The sequence below is a fragment of the Terriglobales bacterium genome, from assembly GCA_035567895.1.
Lineage (GTDB): Bacteria > Acidobacteriota > Terriglobia > Terriglobales > Acidobacteriaceae > Gp1-AA112.
This window is the reverse complement of the sequence record DATMPC010000083.1, coordinates 71,488-95,207: the sequence shown is the minus strand read 5'-3', so window position 1 is coordinate 95,207 and position 23,720 is coordinate 71,488. Positions and strand designations below refer to the sequence as shown.

Here is a 23,720-nt window from a genome sequence, read left to right as displayed (position 1 = left end):
GCTCGAAACAGAACATGAGGACGCCTCAGGAGAAAAGGACATGATTCATCGCGGTAGAGTTCGACCACTCTGGATTTCGCTTGTTCCTGCGCTTTTTTTCTGCCTCGCCCTGCAGGCCCAGGTCAAAGACCGTCTCTTTCGGGTTCAAGTGGGTGGAAAGTTCGGGTATATGAATGAACAAGGAAAACTCATCATTCCCCCCGACTTCAAAGCAGCTCGCAAGTTTCGGGATGGCTTGGCTCCTGTACAGGCTGGAGACAAGTGGGGCTACATCGACACTAAAGGTCATCTTGTTATTAAGCCTCAGTATGACGATGCTCGAATCTTTTCTTTCGGACTTGCTTCAGTGGAAGTGGGAGAGCATTGGGGCTACATCAATCGCCAAGGGCGAGTTGTCATCCCTACGAGCTTTGAGGTCGCGCGGACGTTCATGGATCCAGGCGACGGCACAGGACCGACAGCTCGTGTCAAGACTACGGGTAAATGGGGAATGATTGACACGCAAGGGCGAACTATCGTTAATCCGATGTATGACGAGATGGAGGGACCGCTGGAGGAAGGAGTATCACCCGTAAAGTTGAACGGACTTTGGGGCTACATCGACCGCACAAATACGTACGTTATACAACCACAGTTCGAGTTTGCAGAAGCGTTCACCTCAGGCGTTGCCGCAGTAGAAAAGGATAATCACTGGGGCTTCATAGACCACAAAGGCGCCTGGCTAGTGCCCTGCACTTTCGATGGGGCTAATGAACTTTTCGAAGATCGGGGACCCGTGAAGATCGGCTCTAAGTGGGGGTTCGTGGACAAATCCGGAAAACTGGTTATTCCAGCGCAGTTTGAAGAAGTTCAAAGCTTCGAAAATGGGCTGGCGGAAGTCCGAAATGAAGTTGGTCTTGGCTACATTAACCGCAATGGAGAGTGGATATGGAAATCAGCAAAATAGGCCGCACCAGACTCAGGCGCTTGTTTTGTACTGGGCTGCTGAGTCTTTGCATTACTACCCGAGCTCTGGCCGAAGAGAGCTTCTATCGGGTTCGAATCTGTGGCAAAGTTGGCTTTATCGATAAACAGGGGCGCTTAGTCGTGCAGCCAGCTTTTGATTTTGCCCGCCGATTCCAGGACGGGTTGGCTCCAGTCAAGGTTGGCGAGAAGTGGGGCTATATCGATCACCAGGGTAAATTCGTTATTAAACCGCAATATGAAGAAACTCGAATGTTCACCTCGGGAATTGCTCCGGTGAGGGTTGGGGATCGCTGGGGGTTCATAAATCACAAGAACGAATTTGTCATCCCGCCGCAGTTTGAAGCGGCACGCAGTTTCGCGGAACCAGGCGACGGAATGGGCAATACGGCACGTGTTCTGTTGAATGGTAGATGGCATCTGATCGACGAGAAAGGCCATGACATACTTCCCCGAGACTTTGACGATATGGGGGGACCGGTCGAAGAGGGAGTGATACCTGTAATGGAGCGTGGACTGTGGGGATACATCAACCGCAAGGGCGAATATGTCCTGAAACCGCAGTTCCAAGGTGCTGAGGCGTTTACGTCCGGTGTAGCTGCCGTCAAACGGAACGGCCACTGGTGCTTTATCAACCACAGCGGCGAGGTTGTTATTCCGTGTCTATACGATGACACACACGAAATGTTCGAGGATACAGCGGCAGTGAAACTTGGATCTGAGTGGGGGTACATCAATAAGTTGGGCAAAGTGGTGATTGAATTTAAGTTTAAGGATGGGCAAAAGTTCCTGGACGGGTTATCTGAAGTAGCGGCCGAAACCGGATCTGCTGTCATTGACCATGACGGAAATTATGTGTGGGCCCCCGGCGCCGAGTGCAGTCGCTAATACCGAGTCATGCAGTCAAATCGCAATGAGAGCACCTCGGGCCCGGCAGGAGATGGATGGGTGTTCTGTTCCCAACTTGTTCCTCGTTCGTGTTCCAAAAGAGTTGGTTTTTGCGAACAGTTGTTGAGGAAGATCCAACATATGCGCTCGGTGCACAATGTAAACCCCGGTTTGTAAACTCCATCGCAGAGAAGCCCGTTCTCACGAGATTGCGGTCGTTGACTTCCTGGCGCGGCACCAGAGATTCAACGCGGGTCTATGGAGTATCGGAACGGTTTTCCCAAAAAGGAAAGCATTGCTAGCTCAGCGAAAACGGACGGTGAACCGCTATCCGGAAGAGTACTTTGCGAAAGAATGTAAACCCTTTTGTGTAAACCCCTAGCTGCGGTTTCGCGCAAGTCATTAATAAATAAGGAGAGGCAAAATTGGACCGGGAATCGCAGGAATTGCGCTGTAAGTCTCCTTCTTTCAGAGAGAAAGCCTTGTCCGAGGTCTCTGAGACCAGAGCACCTGGTGCTAGACCAGGGGGTCATCGACGACGCCTTGCATTTGCAAGTCTCTGATTCTAAAGTAGTTTGGTCGGGGAGAGAGGATTTGAACCTCCGACCCCCTGGTCCCGAAAAAGGGATTAGGTTGTCGTACTGAATGTTTTCAATCTCTTGTAGTGGTGCTTCAACCGTATCATTCCTACTCGGTCATCCCAGTTTGGAACTTTTGTAAACCCTTTTGTGTAAACCCTCACCAGGGGTTCAACGGTCGTTATCAGTCGAATAATTTGTCCCAAAAAGATCTCTTGCTGTTTACACGACGGATGAAATTCGAGATTGCGCTCCAACGCCACTCGACCACACGGTGACCATTCAGCTCGGGCGGAACCGCGCCTCTTTCATCTCGATGAACGTGAATTCCGAGTATCGGCAAGTGCTCTTCATCTGCGCAGCACATTTCCCATCGTGCGCCTTGCGCGCGCCAGGTCTTTTTGCTCAGTAGTGCGATGAAGCCGTGGCACTGCGAAATGTTTGCGCGACACCTCGTTTTCCATTTCGAGTCAAACGGCTCCTGGAGGGACATGTCACGAAATTCGAAAGGGGTATCTGAATGTTTTGCTTGACCAACCAATAGGTCTCGGTACCTAACATCTTCGGCGGCGAAGCTAATGAATATTCTCGGTGCCATATGAAGGTCCTTTATCCAGCGTTTTGAACGACTTCTCGTTATCCGACGTTCGCAGTTCCGTTAGGTTCCAGACGCTGAACAGTACGCAATATGGGATCGATGTGGATCAGTGGCGTGCCCCGGCGAAGCGCGTAGCCTACTATGTCAGCGGTACCACCCTTGCCTTTTGCCGTCTTGCCATCCCACACGGCAATGACAATGTCGGACAGATCGACAACGCGGTGACCTGCGGCTAAATACGCGTCCTCATCCTCATCTGTCTTCGGCTTGTGAAGCACTTCCAGGGTCGCCTGTCTTGCCAGTTCACGATAGGCAGAAAGATCCTGGATGGAAAATGATCGCTCAATATCTGCGAACGGCAAGACAGCGTGAATCTTTCCGCCAGCCTCTAGCACCAGCCGTGCGAGAAGCTGATCGGCACCTATCGCAAGAGATGTTAAAGCAGTTAGCGGTGGCGTCATTCGCGCTAGTTCTGCTCGCATTGTGGTGGCGACCCAAGACCACGCCTTAGGCTCGTCGAGCCTTTGGTGACCGGTGACCCCGACGCGAGTCATATCCACTCCTTCAACATGAAGTTCATCTATTTTGCTCTCACGACTAAATTCGCTTTCGGGCAACCAGCCGCCGATAATGTTCGCCAAGCACCGTTAGCTTGCATGTTTTGCTGCCCATGGCTGCGTGGTACATGTGCGGCGCATCGACTGGGACAACGAGATTCACACGATTGTATTTCTGAAGAATTGCGAATACGAGAGTGTTCTCTAAGTTGGGATTGGTGCTTTCAGGCTCGAATGACGGATTAAGCTGGAACTCGAACCCCGGAGATGGGAAAAACTCCGTAATTCGCTGCAAATCAGATAAATCGATCGGGGGCTGCACTTTTCGCAATGACACGAAGCTCTTAACATTCGTCTTGAATACCGGTCGCTGCTCCCAGGGACCCAAGGACTGGTCGATATGCGCATAGACGCTACCGGGAGTGACGTCCCCTACTAGATTGCTTGCGGCTCCGCTCAAAGCATCGATGAAGAGTGTCGTGAACACTCCGCTGCCGTTTTGCTCCGTTGCATATTGCTCCGCTGTCGACGCAGTTAGCACTGTGAGGCCCTCTGACAGTTCTGCGGTCTGACGAGCAACTGGACGCGTCCCCGCGACACCTGAGTGACAACTGTCCAGGACAATGACTTTATTTCGCGCCCTGGACCCATTTGCAAGCGTGAGCACTTCGTCCAGGGCAAGACCGTCGTCGCCAGTTTCGCAATCACTGCCACATAGATATCCTCCCGTCGTTTCAATATGGCCATGGCCTGCAAAGTAGAACAGCGCAATCTCGACATCATCGGCGAACAGACCTCGCACCCCTTCCTTCAAAGTCGCGCGAGAGATGCTTTCGGTCGGACTTATTCCTGCCAGCAGCTTGACTCCGAAGTTCACAGTGCCATCGCTGTTTCTTTCGAGAATGCTTTTCACCGAGTGAGCATCATTAACACACCCAAAGAGGGCGGAGGCTCTTACGTAATAGTCAATTCCGACCACAAGCGCTTTTCGCATAAGCAGAAATCCTTTGTAGGCGTACTACAGGCTATCTATGAACTTCTTAATCGCGTCCCACGTCCAGACGACGGTATTCGTGCCCGGAAGATTGGTCCTATCGTCACTGTAAGCCCATATCCCAAGCACCCTCTTCCTTTCCTCCCTCGCGCAGCTGAGCTCCCAAGCTTGGCCGCTGGATGTGAGGGAATTCTTACTTACCAGAGCGATGACTCCGTCTGAACGGCGAATGCGGGTACGCACCCGTTCTTTCCACTCCTTGTCATACGCTTCTTTAACGGACATATCGATATATTCAAATGGGCAGGCCGTGCTGAGCGTTTGCCCTTTCAGAAAATCCCTCTGCCGTTCGTCTTCTATCGCGAATGCGACAAACACAACCTTCTTGTCAGCCATCTGGTCTCCCATTCACATCTGAGTCCGAGTTTACTCCGCGCCACTGTGTCCCCATTGGTTCTAATAATCCCATTTTGAAATTTGCGAGTGAGTATTTTCGAATGACACGCCGGGCAGCGACGAATTTCCTTTATTCCATCATCACGGGATTGATAACGAGTGTATCTCCCATCGCGACGTTAAGAATGCAGTCGCATGCTTGCCGGGCGGGGCGGTCACTTTCGTCAAGTTCCCACTCTGGCAGAAAAAATTTCAGATCATTGGGTGTGCGAGTCGTAATCTTCAATGCGACCTGCATGAACTCGATTAGCGCCAAACTTACTCCCAGCATATTGAGCGGCAACACGCTTGGTTCAACTCCATCAGTTTCTTCGAGCGGAAGACCATAAGGGATCCGGTCTTCGATCCCGCGCTGAGTGCCCTGGGCTTCACGCATGAGAATATGAGAGCTGATCGTTTCGCGACACCAAGCACAGGGGATACCGGGAGACCAAACGTGGGCGTGCGTCATCAAGGCATCAATCTGCTGGTTGCGATCGGCGTGTACCCACGATGCCATATCGATTGTCGGTATGAGATGAGCGTAAGCCAAGTCGTTGAGGGGAACACGTGCGGCAAAGTTGTCAATGCAACAGAAGATGAGATCACAGTCTTTTAGCCTTGTGAGGGCCTCGGCGGTTGTGGCCCAGTCTTCGTAAACTTCAATAATGAACGGCTCGGCCGTAGCAACCGATTCGGCCATGACCTTCATCGCGGTAACCTTTGGCTTGCCAATTTGATCGCTAGTTATGCCCGCGGTGCGATGACGATTCTGCTTCTTCGCGATGTCCTTGTCCCACACGAGGAGTTTGCCAACCCCCATCGTGGCCAACCCGAAAATTGTGAGACTGCCCGTACCGCCTGCACCGGCAATACCTATGCGAAGGTTCTGCAGCCGTCGGCGTCCTTCCCCTCCCCACAGGCGTGTTGAGCGATCCATGACGGCTGGATCGGGATGATCTTTCCAAGGTGAGGATGGCGTTTCAATAATCGTGAGTTCGGGTCCTACGGCGCGAATTGCCTGCACGTCCTGAGTTACGCACTCGCCTCGCTCTCGCCACCAGATACGCGCATCGACATCGCCTGCGCTGCCGATTACGACGCTGGCTGAGATGGCGCCTGGACGGTCGAGAGTGATCGTAGGAAATAGCCGATTCTCGTACCAATCATCTCGGGAGCTAAAACGAGCGATGCCTTCGCCGAATTTCTCGGACTTGGGATGGGTATGAACAAGACAGAGACCAACCATCGCTCCTGCGTCAATCGCCGCGTCGATGGCTCTCGAGATGTAGTCAGCCGAGAGTTCCAAACTTCCTGGTGTTGCCTGTACGTCTCCTGGTTTTGGCCAAATGATCTCGCGAAGAATGACTGTCGTGCGAGTAATTCCTCGGCTCGGACGAGTTAAGAGAAAACAGCAGGCCTCGTCGGGGGCAGCCGCCGTCAGTTTAGTGCAAACCTCGCGCCAGGTGTCGGCGTCCGCGGCAATGTGCGTTTCGTCACCAAGCCGCGATGTGATTAAGGACACAGATTGGCTGTGCATCAGTCGTGTTCCGCCCTTTCAAATCGCCGTATGGAATGGGTGTAATGGTCGAACAGGGTGTGCTTGCGCCGATCCCAGGGGACGGTGTTCCACAAGTGCCAGGAGAAGACCAAAACAGATGCATTTCCCAGTCTGGAACCGCTGACGTGACCTTCAGCACGGCCGACACGGTTAAGATCGGCGCTGTTGCGAACCGGATCCGGGACTCGCAATTTTGCGTCGACCGCTGCAATGAAGAAGCTGTCCTCGGGGGCCGCTGTAGGAAGATTGAAGGGTACTCGAAACCCAAGCGGACCCGAGGTAATTGTGTATTCCGGCCGATACTCGTGGTTTTCGGTATGCACCACAAACAAGCTAGTGCCCGGTACCGGCTCCGGCGAGATGTGAAAGACGTGCCCCGATCTCGCCGAGAGCTCGGCGACCGCTTGGAGGAGCAGTTCAGAGGGCGGCACCGGGACCTCCGTGGTTGGGCACAGTGCGAAAACGCTCATCCTTGTGCAACTCGGTCTCCTCAGAGTCGCCGATAGTACGGATTTTCTTGCCCTGGGCGTTTACTTCCTGGGTTTCAAATCCGTCAACACGGTCTTGGGCACCGAGTTCGCGAATTTGCCTGCCGGTAAGTCGGCGTGAGGGACTCATGACGAGGAGGCCATCCAAATAGATTTCTACTGATTTCTGTTGCCCAGGCGCATCCTGGACCGATTGTTCAGTGACTTCTGCCATAAAAAGTTTCTCCTTTACCTCTCGGGATTTCACAACAGCTCGCCGAGCTGTGATCTCAATACATCTCACGATTTCGCGTTACAACCACTCGCCGTTTTTGGCAAGTCTCCAACGACGAAGAGTTATGCTGGTCTCGATGCCTTTTTAGACGAGATTGCGTTACAGGGTTTTGCGGTAGTTGCAGCGAGGGCAAACGTGTCACAGGTCAGATCACAATTCATAAGCAAGATGGCTGCTAAGCTGCTGAAAGAAAGCAAAATAACTGCACCACCTGTAAATTTGCTGATGATTCTTCAGGCGCATGCAATTGAATACAGAGAAGTCGATGGTTTTCCCGATTCAGTCGACGCATTAATCATCGATGACGGAACTCGGATTTACGCAGCCGTAAATGCGGGGCAACATCCGCATCGCCAACGGTTTTCGTTAGCGCACGAACTTGGACATTATTTCCTGCATCGGGATGCCGGAATTTATGAAGGTGTCACGATCGACAATCCACCCTCGGAAGAAGGTGAGATTGTGACCAAGGACCCGGCCGAAACAGAGGCAGATTTATTTGCGGGAGAGTTGTTGGTCCCGCTCGCATTTCTAAAGCTTCACACCGGGAAAAACGTTCCAGAACTGGCCAAAATATTTTTTGTTAGCGAACAAGTGATTGCAATAGCCATTAGCCGGCACATGAAAGCGCTCTTCAAGTAATCAAATCGTGTCGCCCACGCTTTTTCAGCTCGGCTTCGAGTTTCGCTAAGCAGGTTCGTATTTCTTGAGAAGTATTGGGATCATCCTTTGCTCTTGGATGAACGGTCCGCGCAAATGCCTCCAACGCACGTTCCACGTCTTCTCCACGCTGGTCGTGTCTCATACCACCATGGGAACGTGCGATTGCCGTGTAGCCGTGTTTTGCTCCCGCAATGCTCGCGCTAGCCGTAACCATCGACGGCAACACACTGAACTTGATATGAAAAAGCTCCACGACATCTGCAAATTCGTTAGTCTTGAGTTGCAGAGGATTGATATGCCCGCGTTCGAGTCGTTCCACAAAATCGCCAGTCTTATGCAGTCTCTCTCCGATGGCTGACCGGTCAAGCCCTGCTCCTTCGCGCACAGTTTGAATGAAGCGGCCAAATTGCACTGAAACCTGCGGGTGAATGGTAGCTCTAGCAGCTGTAATGGCCGCATCCTGCATCCGCATTTTCAGCTTCGACTTTACGCGTTCCGTGGATGCATTAGAGACCTTAGAGCCAGGCTGTTCGAGAATACGATCAACGATTTCATCATTGAGTTCCAAGGAAACGTGACCACTTCGAACGGCGGATGCAAGCAGATCATTCAATAATTTTTCATTCATGGTAGGGCTGCTCCTTTGCGGCTAGCCAGCTCGGCGGCGCGACAGCTAACAGCTTTTCAGTGGCACGTTTGTGCCGAACGCGAGCCGTTCCTTCGGTGATGCCGAGCCATTCTGCAATCTGCGAATACGGAATGCCTTGTGCTCGCCAGCCTAAGAGCCACTGATCTTGTTGCGACAATTTGTGGATGTGCTCCGACAACCATTGGAGAAGCTCTCGGTTTCGCCCCGCGTAACGTCCGTCGCTCGTAGTACGAACTTGGAGCGTATCAGGAAGCAGTTCAACTTCCTGCGGAGAAGACGCACGATGGTAATCTATGGCTTTGTTTTTTGCGATCTCGAATATCCACGTCGTTAATTTCGCTGGTCCACCATGCCGAAAGGTTCCGATTTTGGTATGGATGGTCATTAGCACATCACTTGCCAGTTCTTCGGCGTCTGCCTCCGGAATCGTTTTTCCAAACGCTAGAAACTTGATCAAATGTGGCAGCAGCTGATCGACCAGACGTTCAAACGCAGACATGGATCCTTGGCGCAGGGCCGAAACAAATTCTTCGGAATTGAGCTCCTCAAATGCCGTAATTCTCTCCCTATTTTGATGTAACGGATTTCCGTTACATGTATGACGATCTCAAGTGGCGTTCTTCTTAGGGGATGGACTACCTACTTGAACCGTTGACAATGCTAGTCCGCTCATGACTTAATTGTCCAGCTCTAGTGATAATCTGCCTGGCCTAAATGAAAGACATAGACAAAGAATTCGTCCACCTGGCCCGTTTGGCACTTGAGGGGAAAGCCGAGGATGTCGCTGCCGTAATCAGGCGCTCGCTGCGCGATATAAGCGAGAGACGACCGGATTTAGCCGGCGAAGCAAGGAAGCTGATGACAGTCGCTGGCAGTACTCCGCTGCGCTCATTTGGAATCGCCACGGCGATCCCCGTTGACGCTGATAGTCGGCTGGAACTTCTGAGACGGGAAGAGGATCCTGAAATCCCGATCGACCCGATTTGGCCCGAGAGCGTTTTTGCACATCTTGAAGCCGTTCTCGGAGAACGGGCCAACGAAAAACAACTAATTCATGCAGGTCTGACGCCGTCAAAGTCGCTTCTCTTTGTCGGTCCGCCGGGAGTAGGCAAAACGCTGGCTGCACGATGGCTAGCGAAGCAGATGAGAAGGCCGCTGATCACCCTTGACCTTTCGGCAGTGATGAGCAGTTTTCTTGGAAAAACGGGAAACAATATTCGTGTCGTGCTGGATTATGCACAGAAAACTCCATCGGTCCTTCTCCTCGATGAATTCGACGCAATTGCCAAACGACGTGATGATGCGGCAGAGATCGGTGAGCTCAAACGCCTCGTGACTGTCTTGATGCAAGCTGTGGATGACTGGCCTGCTGAGGGTCTTCTAATCGGCGCGACGAATCATCCTGAGCTTCTCGATCCGGCAGTCTGGCGACGATTTGATCGGATTGTGCAGTTTCCTTTGCCTAACGCCGAAGAGATTGGTCGAACGGTTTTCCGAGCGTTGGGGGAACTGCATAACGGTAGCCGCAACTCCTTGCTGCAGTTGCTGCCGACCATGCTGCAGGGTCGATCATTCGCAGAGATAACGAGGGAATTACTTCGGATGCGTCGCGCCGCAGTCCTGAGGGGATTACCTGTCGAGGAAGCGCTGCTCGGTTTGGTGACGGAGTCTGCGAAATCTGCCCCATTAAATATGCGCCTGGCGATTGCGCGGGAGCTACAAACAAGCGGTTGCTCGCAGCGTGGTATAGCCGAAGTCACAGGATTATCGCGCGATACGATTCGAAAACACCTAACGGACCGGTCGCAGCGGAAACGGAGGGATGGTGCCGCGCGCTAATAACTTTCTCCTCGGAAACGGAGAGCGCCTAACCGCAAAGGTCCGCGTGGCGACCGGAGGAGGGGAAAAAAACCCTCCCTACACGTTCGAACGTGCCCAACGGCGGCTATCGAGCAAGCTTCGCGAAACGGTCATAGCTTTGGACGCAATTCCCGACGATGCTGCGCCAAAAGATGAAGTCGTCGCCGTCGTAACGATGCATCCTCGCTACATCTCAAAGAGCGACTTTCCCCAAGAGCTGCTATCCGCAGTGGGGCTGCGGCCAATCGGCAGCCGAGCGCAAACTATTACTCCAGAATCGTGGGGTATTAAGAAGCATCCGAAGACGGCCATTACAGAACAACTCTTTGTTGCCGGAAAGAGGAGCACTTTTAGGAAATGGGCGGGTGAGGTTCAGCGCTGGACTTCAGCTTCACGAGGTGCACAGCAAATCTCGCAATTCGAGAACGTAGCTGCATTCGGACCAAAGGACAAATTGCGCAGCATCCCTTCCGAGCACGGGAGTCACGGAATTCTCGAAATCGTGCTCCATAACGCCGGTGAACGAGAAATTGTTGACTCGTTCGTAGAGTATGCTCGTCGCCACAATGCGCGTCCCATTACGGATCGCAGACGAGACGTGAAGGGCCTAACTTTCATTCCGGTCGAAGCTGATTTTGAAAGAGCCGAAGAATTGGCCCAGTTTTCCTTCGTTCGCATTGCTAGACCCTTGCCCTCGCTGCGCCTGCGACCCGCGCTGACTCGAACTGTTGCTGCCGGTTCCGTGAAGTTACCGGCTCCGGCTCCGATTGATCCATCGTTTCGGGCGGTTGTGTTTGACGGCGGTCTGCCGGACAGCGCAGTCGGTGCTCTGAGTCCATGGGTCAATTACGTCGAACCAAGCGGTATTGGAACCGCTGTGCCCAGCATGCAAGACCATGGACTAGCAGTCACTGCGGCTTTCCTGTTCGGTCCCGTGCCGTCGGGAGAGTTGCCGGTGCCACCTTGCGCGGTGGATCACGTTCGTGTGATCGACTCCCAGACCACACCAGGACCAGATCTAGAATACGTTGATGTTCTTGACCGCATCCTCGCACACCTCGATGCTCACCCCGACTACCAATTTATAAACCTGAGTCTCGGGCCAAACACGTCGTTGAGCGACGATGAGGTCACAGCATGGACTGCTTCCCTCGATGATCGGCTCGCGAGCGGTCGAGCGGTCGCAACTTTTGCAGTCGGCAATGAGGGAGAAAGAGATGCGTCGGCTGGACTGAATCGTCTGCAACCACCCGCCGATGCGGTGAATGCACTAGCGGTGGGGGCTGCCGATGCATTGGATACGCCTTGGATCCGCGCACCTTATAGCTGCATAGGCCCTGGCCGCAGTCCCGGCTATGTAAAACCGGATGGTGTGGCCTTTGGCGGATCTGACAATGAGCCGTTCGCTGCGCTCGCAATGGACGGAGGTTTAGTTCTCATTGAGACCCAGGGGACGAGTCTTGCATCGCCTTACGCTCTGCGCTCGGCTGTGTCTGTTCGTGCACAATTGGGAGCGACATTGTCACCCCTCGCCATTCGTGCCCTGCTCATCCATCGAGCGGACCCCGGCATGAATAGCCGTAATGAAGTCGGCTGGGGCCGATTTGAATCAAATCCTGAACGCTTGATCACTTGTGATGACGATGAAGCTGTAGTGGTGTATCAAGGCAGCTTACCGGTAGGTGAACATTTACGAGCGGGAATCCCACTACCATCGAACGGTTTGCGTGGAATGGTGCATCTCACAGCGACACTGGTTATTGCGCCGGAAGTCGATCCTGAACATCCAGGCGCATACACGCGCGGCGGACTCGAAGTTGCATTTCGACCAAACTCCAAACGCTATTCCGAACATGAGGGAAAGCGTTCTAGTCATCCTAAGACGCGATCATTTTTTTCAGCCGGAAAACTTTGCGATGGCACCGAGACCCTGTTGAGCGATGAAGCATATAAGTGGGAACCCTGTCTCCGGAGCTCGCAGCAGTTTAGAGCGGCGACGCTTCACGAGCCTTGTTTTGACATCTATTACCATCACCGGCAGTCTGGTAGTAAAGCAACATTGCCGCAGCCAATTCCGTATGCCTTCCTTGTGAGCATAAGGGCACCGCGCGTTCAAGATCTATACAACCGGGTCGTTAGAGCCTATGCGAATGTGTTGGTGCCTTTGCGTCCCCGCGTACGCATTCCTGTTAGGACGTGAATGACCGTGCCCTTCAGAGAGGGATGCGCCGAACCTCGGCGCCGTACAGTCAGGATGTCCGCTCTTCAAAGAGTTGCAATCGCTGATTTTCGAGGCCGAATCGAGTCGTAAGAATCCATGACTGTCACACTATCAAAGACCCGCTTTCTCGCAGGCTGCCAGTGCCTCAAGCGACTTTATCTTCAACTGCACCAACCGGAGCTGGCAGCCGAGGGGGATGATGCAGAGTACGCAATACTGGAGCAGGGGCGCGAAGTCGGCCTACTCGCCCGCCGATTGTTTCCCGATGGTATAGAAGTGGAAGGTTCCAGTGGCCTGGACCGGGCAATCCGCACCACAAGAGAGCTAGTCGCAAATCCCGAGGTTCCTGCAATTTTTGAGGGTGCTTTCCTGTATCAAGATGTCGTCGTTAAGACGGACATCCTCCTTCGACGTAAGGAAAACGTTTGGCGCCTCATCGAAGTGAAGTCCACAACAGACTTTAAAGAACATCACGCACAGGATTTGGGAATCCAAAGTTACGTGGTCTCTCACTCGGGAGTGAATCTCGGTTCGACGTGGCTCGCGCACATAAACCGCGGCTACGTTCTGGCGGGAGACACCGTTGATCCGCGCCAGTTCTTCCTCTTCCACAACCTCACCCGCAGAGTTCAGGAACTTCAATCCGCGATTGAGGCTGACCTGCGCTCGCAATTTCATGTCATCGCCTTGCCCGCCCCTCCGGATGTCGCGCCTGGACCGCATTGTCTCGAACCATTCGTCTGCGAATTTTTCAGTCATTGCAATCCTGCGAAACCGGCTGATTACATCGGCTACCTACCGCGTTTGAGTGTCAGTGCCCTTCAACAGCTTCAAGAAATGGGTGTTGATTCTATTCACGGCATACCGGCTGATTTCGATTTAACGGAATTTCAACGACGCGTCTGCACTGCTATGCAGACGGCCCAGCCGTGGTTTGGGGAGGAGCTAAAGAAGGAGTTCTCATCTCTTCGCTATCCGCTCTACTTCATGGATTTCGAAACGGTAAATCCAGCAATTCCGCGTTTTGTCGGGATGCGCCCCTACGATCATGTTCCGTTTCAATGGTCCGTGCATGTGCAGAGAGAGCCAGGAGCGACACCGGAGCATTTTGAATTCTTGGCGATGGACACCACAGATCCTCGTAAGGACTTTATCTCTTCTCTGTGCGTCGCTTTAGGCGACGCTGGCAGCATCATTGTCTATAACCAGCAGTTTGAATCTCAGCGGCTCTGGGAGCTTGCGAACTGGCTTCCACAATACGCCGAGCAAATTCGCGGTATTCAGCGCCGCTTATGGGATCTGCTCCCAGTTGTGCGCAGTCATGTTTACCACCCAGCATTTAGTGGATCGTTTTCTCTAAAAGCAGTGCTTCCCGCTCTTGTGCCTCAAATGAGCTACAGCGGAATGGATGTGGCAAATGGGCAGGCTGCTGGACTGGCTTGGGAATCCATGATCGTGGGAAACTGCAGTGAGCCTGAACGCGAAAGCAAACGAAAGGCACTGCTCGCCTACTGCGGACAGGACACATTGGCCCTCGTTCGACTTCTCAAAGCCCTCCATGATCGCTGTATTGCCTAAACCTGAACCGCAGTCCCAATCCCGTCGTCATCCAGCCGCGATCCTTTTGAAGATCTCGTTGATATGCCGCAGGTTTTCACGGTCACGGAAGAATATGTGATGCACTTCGAATTCGTCCTCCGTCATGCCGGAGTCCCACCAACGCACCTGCTTATATGGGGTAACCGATATCACAAACGAGTTGAGGACAACATTCGGATCTCCAAGGCGCTGTTCCAGGGCTTTGATCGTCTGGTAGAAGCGTATCTTCGGGTCACTCGGTCCTTCCGCATTACGCAGGCCGTGAGGATCAACAAAACTCACACACTGCCGCCCCGGGATAAGCAGCCAGAGGATGAAATCAGGGTAAAAATTGCCAGCTTCAAAAAATCCGATGCCCCGCCCACGGCTCTGGTTCCTCAGCAGATACAGCTCTCTCCCAGTGAAGTATCCGCCGTTTTCAGTGTGGAACCGCTTCAAGTCGAGCACGAAATCGCGTTCCCCTTCGTTCAGCGCAACGGGACGTACATCGATCAAATCGCCACGGATATGAACGAGAGGCTCGTATAGATGGCGGTTGAAAGTCATGCAGCGCAGGTTTCCGACCTCAACATCTCGCAGCTTCCCCTGGCCGATCTCTTCCTTGATCTGCTTAAGGGTCTCAATCACAGTCTCTTCCGATTTGGCGATCAAGAAGCGGTATTCGTCGAAGAAATTCGGGTCGTCCGCCTTTAGCTCTCGGTATTCGAGATGAGGCAGCTCGTATTCGTTCCGGCGATATTTGTAATAGCCGTCGCAGTACTTCTTCAGCAAGGCAATGGCGATTTCTTGCCACAGGCGCACACGTTTGAAATCGGTAAATTCCAGTTCCTCCGGAGGGATCAGCAACTTGTACCAGTCCGGCGTCTCCAGCAGTTGACGCACGGCCTCGCGTGGCAGATTCAAGTTGTGCCAGACCCTTTCGTTCTTGTACTGCTCCAGTTCGAAGTAAACGGCTTCCCAATCAAGAAAAGCCAGATGGTCCTTCCTTAACTTTGCTTCGTACTTCTCGGCGGGATCGACAGCGGCTCGAATACCCTTGCTCCGTGCGGATTGAATCTTGGGGTACCAGTCCAGAATGACGGAAATCTTGTCATGACCGACCGGCTCGAGTGTTGGCTTGGGACCTGTTTTCTTAAAATCGATGTCTTCCTTGAGCCGAATGATCCTTAGCTGCAACTGCTCCAGGCCTTTGAACCTGACGACAGGGAGAATGAATTCCTCGCGTTCTTGTTGGTCCGGCAGCCCTTCTTCTTCCAGATACTCCTTGAACTGCCGCATGTAATCAGCGCGGATGCCGAAGATGTTCAAAGTTTCCAATGATCGGATGAATCGAGGTGCCCGAACGCCCCGCTCCTCCTCGACCTTTTGGCTTCGTTTGAGTGAGTAGTTATAGCCCTTCAGGCGAACGCCCCGCCCGAATAGCTGAATGATCTCGGAGCCCTCAGTCCGGCCAACGTTCATCAGGCCCATCGTACTCACACGCCAACTGTTCCATCCCTCGCTGAATTTCTTCGATCCGATCAGTACGTTAACCTTGCTATCTGGCGAGGCCAACGCCTGGAACAGCGATTCAGAGAAATCATGCTCCGTGACGACTAGCTCCTCGTGTTCCTCGCAGAGGCCGGACAGGGTTGCAGCATCACCAACATTGATTACGCCGAAAGGCTCGTTGTCACCCAGCCGCAACGCAATCTCGCCTTCGGTCCCCTTCAGTCGCTCGACGTGCAGCGCAGCTTGAGCAGGAGCATTGAAAAGGGTGCCGAGAATGTCCTGGAACACCTGTCCCGGCAAAGTCCCCTTGCTGACGAGATATGCAAATGCATTGGCGAAGATCTCGTGCCCCTTCGAGTTAGTCAATGCTCCGCGATCCCGCAGCAAGCGGTCAATGCGGCGAATGGACTGCGTGCGTTCGCCCACGAACTCCGCCAAGAAGAGCAAGATGTCGAGCACGTCCGAGACCTGTCTGCCGCGCTCGGTTCTAACGGCGTTCACGCTGCTGCCGACGAAGACCCACAACGGGCGCTCAAGCAGGTATTGGCGGAATTCGCCCTGCTTCTCCCGAAAGAGGCAAAGTTGCTGATAAAAGACGAGCAGGCAGGCAGTTAGATAGAGCTGATAATGGTCCTCGTTCCAGGTCTCTTCTAGATTGAGGATGTGATAATCCTTGCCGTAGCCATCGCGGTAAAAATACTTGTACGAATAATCGAACAGGATGCACTTCGCGTATTCCTGGACCAACGCCTCGCGCCGCTTGACGGCTTGGCCGAAAGTGGCCGAGTATTCGAACGAAAAGCCGTCCTCGGACAGCGCATTCCGGAACTTCATCCAAGCGCCCTCTTCGCCGGCTGATGCGCCGCGATGACCTTCGTCGACAAGAACAAGGTTGTTGCTCTCGAATGCGTCAACAGCAACTGTCTTGCTCCCCATTTCTTCTTTCAGCTTGTGAACGTCGATGATCTCTACCGATCTGCCTGCAAAAAGGCCGCGGCCTTCGTTTGAAAATAACTCCGCCTCGACTCCGGAAAGCTCAAATTCGTCCAGATGCTGTTTGGAAAGACCCTCATTCGGGGTTAGCAGGATGATTCTGTTAAGCTCACGCTCACGACTATGTAGCGCTAGATAATGGCGGTACTGCAAAACGTTGACGTGCATCTGGAGAGTCTTGCCTGAGCCTGTCGCCTGCCAAAACGCTAGTTTGTTCAGGTCACCTCCTTCGAAGGCGCTGATTTGGTCTGTCTCCGGCAGCCCCGTATTGAAATCCGCAACAAACGTGTTCAGGCTGGTCAGCAGCGCACCCACATCACGAAAATAGCGGTCCAGATAGATCTCAGAAAACAGCAGGGCCAGATATTGGAAGTACTTGGGAAACAGGGCAGTCCCACCGCGGTTCCGGTCAGTCGTAATGCGGCGCCAGTGCCGCACGATGTTGTGGTCATATCCCTGGAGAACGTCGGCTGACAACTCTTTCCGCTCGAAAAGCCGGGTCTTAAGGACGTGGTGGTAGCGCGAGGTGTTCTCTTCGTCGAATGCTTCGAGACTTGGGTCTTTGAGGGGTTCAGCAAGCTTCGCGAGGCTGTCAGCCTCGAAAAGATGCAGCACCCATTGTTGCAATACAAGACGCTTGTCGAACGGAACACGCGGAGGAGCGGCGCGTCGAGCTCGTGGGCGGGCTGTCGTGGCTGTTGGCATCGCGTTTTCCTACACGTCCTGCACGTCGAACATCAGCTTCTTGAAGTCTTCTTCAATCAGGCGCACCTTCCATGTATCGTCCGGCCGTTTCAGATTCTCAAGATTGTTGTCGCCATTGACGTAAATCACGTCGAATTCCATGTCGCGCGTGTTGTAGCCCTGCTTGAGGAAGAAGTCGTCCAAATCGCTGTTGGCCTTTTCACCTGTATTGCGCCAGATCACCAAGGCTCTTTCACCTCTTGCCATCGTGCCCTCGACGACACGAAAACCACGAATCGTGTCGATGTGCTTTACCCGAAGTCCTAGGAGCCAATTGAACGTCTCGATGAGATCAACAGTCCTCTTGCGCGTTTCGCCCACACTGCCGTTGCCAATGCTGAGCGTGTAATTGAGGGGGTCATCGAATCTAACGGTATTCAAGAGTGACGAGCTCCCGCTGCTCTCGACATCGAGCATGTAACGCAAGACGTAGTCTTCTCGCAGCCCAGCAGCGCGTCCGAGCAAGTCTGCTTGCGTCTGCGTGCGTTGCAGCTCTACGTTGTTCAACGCATCTTCGTACGATTCGAGCCGAATCACTTTCACGCAATGGCTGACACCCTTACGATCGACCGGCTTACCTGCTTTCCAATCGCTCGAATATGCGGCTTTGAGCACACGTGGTTTCAATATCGTGTCGAAATAGCTTCCCACCTCAACGAGAACATATTTCCTGTGGCCACGATCACCCCGATTTAGTTTGACTACAGCATGACCGGTGCTGCCAGTTCCACCAAAGCAATCCAAAATCGTGCTATTTGGCTTGGCCGAGTGCAGGATGAACCTCGATACAAAATCCGCGTGCTTCGGCGCGAGGAAAATACCGGATCGACCAAACATGGCAGACGTCTGCTTCTCGCCGTCCGAATAGTCCTGGAAGACGCTCTTTCCGATGTTCGTTTCAACCTCGTGGAGCATCCGCTTGATGCGAGGTACCTTATTCTCATCCTTGCCCCATGCAATTCGGTGATCGCGATCGAGCGATACAAAGCTCCGCTTCTCAGGTGAATCAGCATCATCGTCATATGCGAACTTCCATCCACTCTTGGGGTGTGGGCATGGCCTCCCTGTCTCGGGGTGCGGAGGTTTATAAAACCGCCAGTTTGGGTGGTTCGGATCGCGGGTGGTCTCAGCCTGTTTCGTTGCCGGCATCGAAGCGTCACCCTCTTGGAAAACCCAAATCTTCGCCGTCCTCTCCTTTGCTTCGCCCTCGGACGCAAACGCACCTGACGCGTCGCGATACTCAGCTTTGCTGTAGTTGAAGAGGCCCCTCCATGGATCGTTGCCCTTCTCATCCTCCCATTCAAGCCCCTGCGCTTCGACAGCTTCGCGGTACTCGATCCGATGGCGTTCGTAAAGATTCTGGATTTCCCCTTCGATCTCCTTAATCGCCGGGTATTGGGGATTCAGCCGTGCCACTAGCTCCATGACCTCTTCAAACCCTGGCTTAGGCTCACGGAACATGGTCGGGTCCTGTTCGGCGATCCTGCGATCTCGCGCATAGACCTCGACGTACTCATGATTGGTCGAGTAATTTGGCGCCTGGCTGTTTGTCGTATTCATGGCCCAAATTAACTCTTCCACACGATTCCCGTGCCCAAAGATCTCATCGAGCGCGTGCTCAAGTACGGTTCGTTCTGTCTTATCTATGCTGACGAAGATCGCAGCATCCGGCGTCATCGTACTTCGGAGCTCTGCGAGACGATCTCTCATCATGGTTGCCCAAGACGAGTGGCGATAATCATTCTTGTAGGGTATTGAGCTGCTGTCTGTGTTGTAGGGCGGATCAATATAGATGCACTTTACCTGCTGCCTATAACGCGCCTCCATGAGACGCAATGCCTGGAAATTGTCGCTGTGAACTAAGACGCCATCGATGTGCTCATCCAACTCCTGAATGCTCGCCAGCAGGCGGTCTTTGAATTGTGAATCAAAGAAACGCGTATCCACTGCCAGCGTATTGTGCGCCTTGAGGAACTCTACCGTCAGGGGCACGGAGTAAGCGGGTACAATCAAATCGCCTTTGATCTCGTCGATGGCGAACAACGCGACCCACTCGTCGCGTTGTGGCACACTGGCAGCAATTTCGGGGTACAGATCCTCGGGGATGCGATCCAGCGTGATGCAGTAGTTCGTCTCGACGACAAACTTCTTTTTGAGCCAGACCTTCTTCTCGAAGTTCTCAATCTGGGCCAAGAAGTCGATAACCTTGTGCGAGATCTGTCGGATCGCCTTCACCTTCGCCAAGTACTGCTCGACGCGTGGGGCAACATCGGATTCGATGTCGTCAAGGTGCACGATCTCGTTCTTTATGTAGAAATCAAGCTCGCGCCGCAAGAATCCGGCCAAGTCCTTGTGGATGAAATAGTCGAATGTGTTCCGCGCCGTGTAATCCGCCAAACGTTTTTCGAGGACAGTTCGATCTGGATTCTTGTCAGTAGGCGCTTTTGCGGCGATGTCGGCGAGCCAATTGCGGGCAGCCTCCGCCTCGAAAATCCTCCGAGTTGCTTGCGCATTCAGGTCAGTCTGTTTGCGCTTCCCGCCATCGGGGCGATATTCAAAGCGAATCACCAGCTCGCCATTTTCTTCGCCTACCGGATCGGCCTCGCGCAGAATGAAGCGCCGCTCGCGTCCGTTCGGTGTCCGGTTGTTGTCTTGCTCGCTGTCCGCGTCGGCGAGCCGAAAATGTACACGTCGGCCATTTCCTACGGTGAAGGTGTAATCGCGGAAATACTCAGCGGTCTTGATGTAGTACTGGTCGTAGTTCGCCCAATGAAACTTAAGCTCCTCGCCTTGGTACGGGATCGCGTACACGCCCTCTTTGTAGCGCCGCAAGGAGAGAAAATCACCGTCGTCGTAGTACCGGCGGAAGAAGTTGTAAAGGTCCGAAAACACCTCAGCTTCCAGTGCCTCGATATCGGCCGTTTTGGCGATCGCCTGACGAAGCTCCCTTACGCGGGGCGCGCTCTCCGGATCAACCCCCACGCCCTTGGCCTGTTCAATTGCCTTTGCAAGGTCCGTCTGAAGAGCAGCACGGTCGGCCTGCTCTAATTCGCCGATTGCCGACCGAACCTGCGGAAGCAGATCATTGTCAAGAAAGCGCGTGATTTCGTCGCGCTTCGCGTTCATGATTCGATAAATGCCGAAATCGAGGTCGGCTTGATCGAACATGAAAAGCTCGGCAAGAAGTCTCTTGAATTTGTCTAGGTAATTTTCAGCCATCAGCCCCGGTCCATCGTCCCGCTCATGCAACTACAAACCGCACTGTGAATAACGGCTCAACCGTCGTGCGCTGGCTCAAACGCTTCTCCAGGCCTGCAATTAGACCGTCGCGTCTTGCCGTGATCTCGTCTTCAACGTCGAAAATCCGTTGACGCTGCCGACGCATTTGCTTTTCGAGTTCCCGAATTCTTTCTTGCCACGAGTGCTGTTCCTGCAGAGTGGTGGCCATTTGCGCCTGCCTGTTGGCAGCTTTGATCTGCCCTTTTGTATCGGCAAGCTCCTTTTCGACAGACATCACCATGTCGTCTGCCCAGCGTTCGAGCTTGTCTAGTTCCGTCTCGAAAAACTTCGCATTGCGCGCTGTGAACTTTGCCAGGACCTCTTTCTGCTGCCGCTGCAATCCCTCGTCCAACTGAGACTCAAGCGTTTCGGGAACATAGCTGCAAGCTGCGGAGCCCTGTGAAGCATCGAGCGAAAAGAACCGCCGGCATTGTTCCGCATCGACCGGGGTGCCGTCATCGCAAATCCCACTCAGAAGAACGAAGTCTTCGGTTTCGAGAGCTGTCACACTCTGGCAGACTACGCGCACGAAGCCGCTCTTGCCGACTAGAGGCTCGATAATCGAAATCTTCTTACCCGAATGGCGGTAGTCGAATACCAGCGCCTGCGAATCAGGCGTCGATGCTTTGCATTGTTCGATAATCTTTTGGGCGAGCGGATGGCCCATGCGATAGAGGTTCGCGTCCTCGATGTTCTTGCCGCTGCGATACGGTCCAGGATGAATCTGGGCATCGGGGAACGGATTGTTAATGAGCATGAATCCGTTTTGGCCGTCCTCGAATTTGGCGTATGGCTGGAGATAGAACCGCGTTAGTTGCCATAGCCAGTTATCGTATTTGTTGAGGACTTCGCTGCTCTCCCGCAGATTCACCCGCAGCTTTTCGTGGACTTCTTCGTCGAAGTTTTCCAGCAGCTTTTGACGTGTCTGCTTGATTCGCTCATCAATCTGCTGCTCCAACTCCTGTTGAAGCTGATCGAAGTTGAACTGAATTTGCTCTTCGGTGCGGCATTTCTGGTAAATGTCAGCGATGCGCTTTTCGAAATCGATTCCCGACTCGATGCTGCCCAACACTTCGTCGCTCGCGCCAAAGACGCCGCTGAAGAGTTTGAACTTTTCGTCCAGGAGTTGGTAAACGCGCTGATCGGCAGCGTTCTTCTTGTTGAGAAAATTCACCACGACAACGTCGTGCTTCTGCCCATAGCGGTGACAGCGACCGATTCGCTGTTCGATGCGCTGCGGATTCCACGGCAGGTCGTAATTGATGACCAACGAACAGAATTGTAGGTTGATACCTTCGGCGGCTGCTTCGGTTGCGACCATGATGATCGCTTCGTCACGGAAGTAATCGACAAGGGCAGCCCGCATATCGGCGGTTTTCGATCCTGTGATTCGGTCCGTGCCCTCGTGCTTTTTCAGCCAGTTTTGATAAATCTCTTTCGACTTCGGATCATTGTTGGAGCCGTTAAATAGTACGACTTTGCCTTTGTACTGCGGGATGGATTCAAGAATGGAGCGGACGTATTCTTGAGTCCGTGTGGACTCGGTGAAGATGATCGCCTTTTCAGCGCCGCCCTTCTTCTTGGCTTCAGCGAGTCCTCGCTTCAGCGCCGTCTGGAGCCTTTCTCCCTTCGAGTTCTTGACTATCGAATTTGCCAACTCGGTGAACAGCCGGAGTGACTGAATCTCCGCTGTCATTTGTTCTATTTCTTCCGGCGTGAATCTTCGCTCCTCAGCTTTCTTGTCCTGTTCCTTCTCTTCCTCGTCCGCCTCCCATTCGTCTTCCATTTCCTCGAAGCTCTCGAAGGTCTGAGCAACCTCTTCCGGTGCCTCCACGACGGGTGCGTAGGCCTTGGTCGCCTTTTCGAGCTTGTTTGCCAATCCTTCCAGGGTTCCCGCAATTGCAAACGTGGATGAAGCCAAGAGCCGCCTGAGGATGAGAGTCATGAGTTGACGCTGACTCGCCGGAAGAGCGTAAAGGCGTTGTCGTTGCAAATAGTCGGAAACCACGTTGTAGAGCTTTTGCTCGGCATCGCTCGGGATGAACTCTTCCACCAAGGCGATGCGATTGGTGAAGGGTATGTATTCGAGCACCTGGCGGCGCAGCGTCCGCTGACAGATCGGTTTCAGACGCTCGCGGAGCGACTGGAAATCAGACTCGGTATCCAAACGTGAGAACTGACTGCGAAAACTCTTGATGTCGCCGAAGATGTGCTCATCAACGATGCTGACCAGGCCAAAAAGTTCAAGAAGCGAATTCTGGAGCGGCGTAGCCGTAAGAAGCAATTTGTCGTGCGGCGCGAGAGCCGCCTTGATGGCATTCCCGATCTTGTTTGAGGGCTTGTAAACATTCCGGAGCCGATGAGCCTCATCAATGACCGCGAGGTTCCATGCGACCTGGCGGATGTACGGCTCTTTTGCGCGCGCAAACTGGTATGAACAGATGACAATTTCGGAGCGGTCAAACGGATTCAGGTTTCCTTGTCGAATCTGTTCGTTGAAGGTCTTCGTTTCCAAAATCACAGAAGGAAGGAAGAATTTGTCCGACAGCTCCTGATGCCACTGTTTGCGCAGGCTCGCCGGGACAATGACCAGAATTTTTCTTTTCCGCTCTGCCCATCTCTGCGATAACAGAATGCCGGCTTCAATGGTTTTGCCGAGGCCGACTTCGTCAGCGAGGATCGCTCCTTTCGACAGCGGCGAGCGAAAAGCGAATAGCGCAGCTTCAACCTGATGAGGGTTGAGGTCAACCTGGGCATCAGCAAGAGAAGCAGCAAGCTTTTCCATGCTGTCCGAGGCGCACCGTTTTGTCAGTTCATACGCAAAATACTTTGCGTGGTAGGCGGTACTCATGGCCGAGGCGGATACCGGGCGTGCTGAAAGCAGA

General features: G+C 53.3%; 17 protein-coding genes. 6 read left to right on the top strand and 11 right to left on the bottom strand.

Annotation, left to right across the window (positions count from 1 at the left end; genetic code table 11):
- Nucleotides 1-40 precede the first annotated feature (40 nt).
- Entirely contained in the window at nt 41-946 is a 906-nt protein-coding gene (locus tag VNX88_16835) for a WG repeat-containing protein (protein ID HWY70337.1), read from the top strand.
- Nucleotides 928-1,851 (top strand): WG repeat-containing protein, encoded by a 924-nt coding sequence (locus tag VNX88_16830; protein ID HWY70336.1) that lies wholly within the window; start codon nt 928-930, stop codon nt 1,849-1,851. Before VNX88_16835 ends, VNX88_16830 begins: the two co-directional genes overlap by 19 nt.
- 1,214 nt (nt 1,852-3,065) lie before the next feature.
- On the opposite strand, the gene VNX88_16825 is transcribed toward VNX88_16830, so the two are convergent.
- The 6 genes from VNX88_16825 to VNX88_16800 form a co-directional block, all read right to left on the bottom strand.
- Nucleotides 3,066-3,581: a hypothetical protein gene (locus tag VNX88_16825; GenBank protein HWY70335.1), complete on the bottom strand. Its 516-nt coding sequence runs from the start codon at nt 3,579-3,581 to the stop codon at nt 3,066-3,068.
- Nucleotides 3,582-3,624: 43 nt separating this feature from the next.
- Entirely contained in the window at nt 3,625-4,578 is a 954-nt protein-coding gene (locus tag VNX88_16820; protein HWY70334.1) for a caspase family protein, read from the bottom strand.
- A gap of 24 nt (nt 4,579-4,602) precedes the next feature.
- A complete protein-coding gene (locus VNX88_16815; GenBank protein HWY70333.1) occupies nt 4,603-4,974 on the bottom strand; it encodes a TIR domain-containing protein in 372 nt (123 codons plus the stop codon).
- Nucleotides 4,975-5,104: 130 nt separating this feature from the next.
- The gene (locus VNX88_16810; GenBank protein HWY70332.1) at nt 5,105-6,553 is read right to left on the bottom strand and encodes a ThiF family adenylyltransferase; all 1,449 of its coding nucleotides are present in this window, start codon (nt 6,551-6,553) and stop codon (nt 5,105-5,107) included.
- Nucleotides 6,553-7,005 (bottom strand): hypothetical protein, encoded by a 453-nt coding sequence (locus VNX88_16805; GenBank protein ID HWY70331.1) that lies wholly within the window; start codon nt 7,003-7,005, stop codon nt 6,553-6,555. Before VNX88_16805 ends, VNX88_16810 begins: the two co-directional genes overlap by 1 nt.
- Nucleotides 6,992-7,276 (bottom strand): hypothetical protein, encoded by a 285-nt coding sequence (locus VNX88_16800; protein ID HWY70330.1) that lies wholly within the window; start codon nt 7,274-7,276, stop codon nt 6,992-6,994. Before VNX88_16800 ends, VNX88_16805 begins: the two co-directional genes overlap by 14 nt.
- A gap of 228 nt (nt 7,277-7,504) precedes the next feature.
- On the opposite strand from VNX88_16800, the gene VNX88_16795 reads away from it, so the two are divergent.
- Nucleotides 7,505-7,978 (top strand): ImmA/IrrE family metallo-endopeptidase, encoded by a 474-nt coding sequence (locus VNX88_16795; GenBank protein ID HWY70329.1) that lies wholly within the window; start codon nt 7,505-7,507, stop codon nt 7,976-7,978.
- On the opposite strand, the gene VNX88_16790 is transcribed toward VNX88_16795, so the two are convergent.
- Both VNX88_16790 and VNX88_16785 read right to left on the bottom strand, forming a co-directional pair.
- Complete coding sequence (locus VNX88_16790) at nt 7,971-8,627, bottom strand: helix-turn-helix transcriptional regulator (protein HWY70328.1); 657 nt, start codon at nt 8,625-8,627, stop codon at nt 7,971-7,973. The two genes, VNX88_16795 and VNX88_16790, sit on opposite strands and share 8 nt — an antisense overlap.
- Nucleotides 8,620-9,147 (bottom strand): sigma-70 family RNA polymerase sigma factor, encoded by a 528-nt coding sequence (locus VNX88_16785; GenBank protein ID HWY70327.1) that lies wholly within the window; start codon nt 9,145-9,147, stop codon nt 8,620-8,622. Before VNX88_16785 ends, VNX88_16790 begins: the two co-directional genes overlap by 8 nt.
- Nucleotides 9,148-9,362: 215 nt before the next feature.
- Here VNX88_16785 and VNX88_16780 point away from each other — a divergent pair, with 215 nt between their 5' ends.
- The 3 genes from VNX88_16780 to VNX88_16770 all read left to right on the top strand — a co-directional run bounded on the left by VNX88_16780 (nt 9,363) and on the right by VNX88_16770 (nt 14,307).
- Nucleotides 9,363-10,487: an ATP-binding protein gene (locus VNX88_16780; protein HWY70326.1), complete on the top strand. Its 1,125-nt coding sequence runs from the start codon at nt 9,363-9,365 to the stop codon at nt 10,485-10,487.
- Complete coding sequence (locus VNX88_16775) at nt 10,471-12,708, top strand: S8 family peptidase (GenBank protein HWY70325.1); 2,238 nt, start codon at nt 10,471-10,473, stop codon at nt 12,706-12,708. The genes VNX88_16780 and VNX88_16775 overlap by 17 nt, the downstream gene beginning before the upstream one ends.
- 117 nt (nt 12,709-12,825) lie before the next feature.
- Nucleotides 12,826-14,307, top strand: a complete 1,482-nt coding sequence (locus tag VNX88_16770) for a DUF2779 domain-containing protein (GenBank protein HWY70324.1) — start codon at nt 12,826-12,828, stop codon at nt 14,305-14,307.
- A 27-nt stretch (nt 14,308-14,334) separates the two neighbouring features.
- Here VNX88_16770 and VNX88_16765 read toward each other — a convergent pair whose 3' ends face one another.
- The 3 genes from VNX88_16765 to VNX88_16755 are packed head-to-tail and all read right to left on the bottom strand — an operon-like array spanning nt 14,335 to nt 23,686.
- Complete coding sequence (locus VNX88_16765) at nt 14,335-17,517, bottom strand: DEAD/DEAH box helicase family protein (protein HWY70323.1); 3,183 nt, start codon at nt 17,515-17,517, stop codon at nt 14,335-14,337.
- A 9-nt stretch (nt 17,518-17,526) separates the two neighbouring features.
- The gene (locus VNX88_16760; protein HWY70322.1) at nt 17,527-20,775 is read right to left on the bottom strand and encodes a DNA methyltransferase; all 3,249 of its coding nucleotides are present in this window, start codon (nt 20,773-20,775) and stop codon (nt 17,527-17,529) included.
- Between the two features lie 22 nt (nt 20,776-20,797).
- On the bottom strand, nt 20,798-23,686 hold the full coding sequence (locus VNX88_16755) for an SNF2-related protein (protein ID HWY70321.1): 2,889 nt from the start codon (nt 23,684-23,686) through the stop codon (nt 20,798-20,800).
- Nucleotides 23,687-23,720 lie beyond the last annotated feature (34 nt).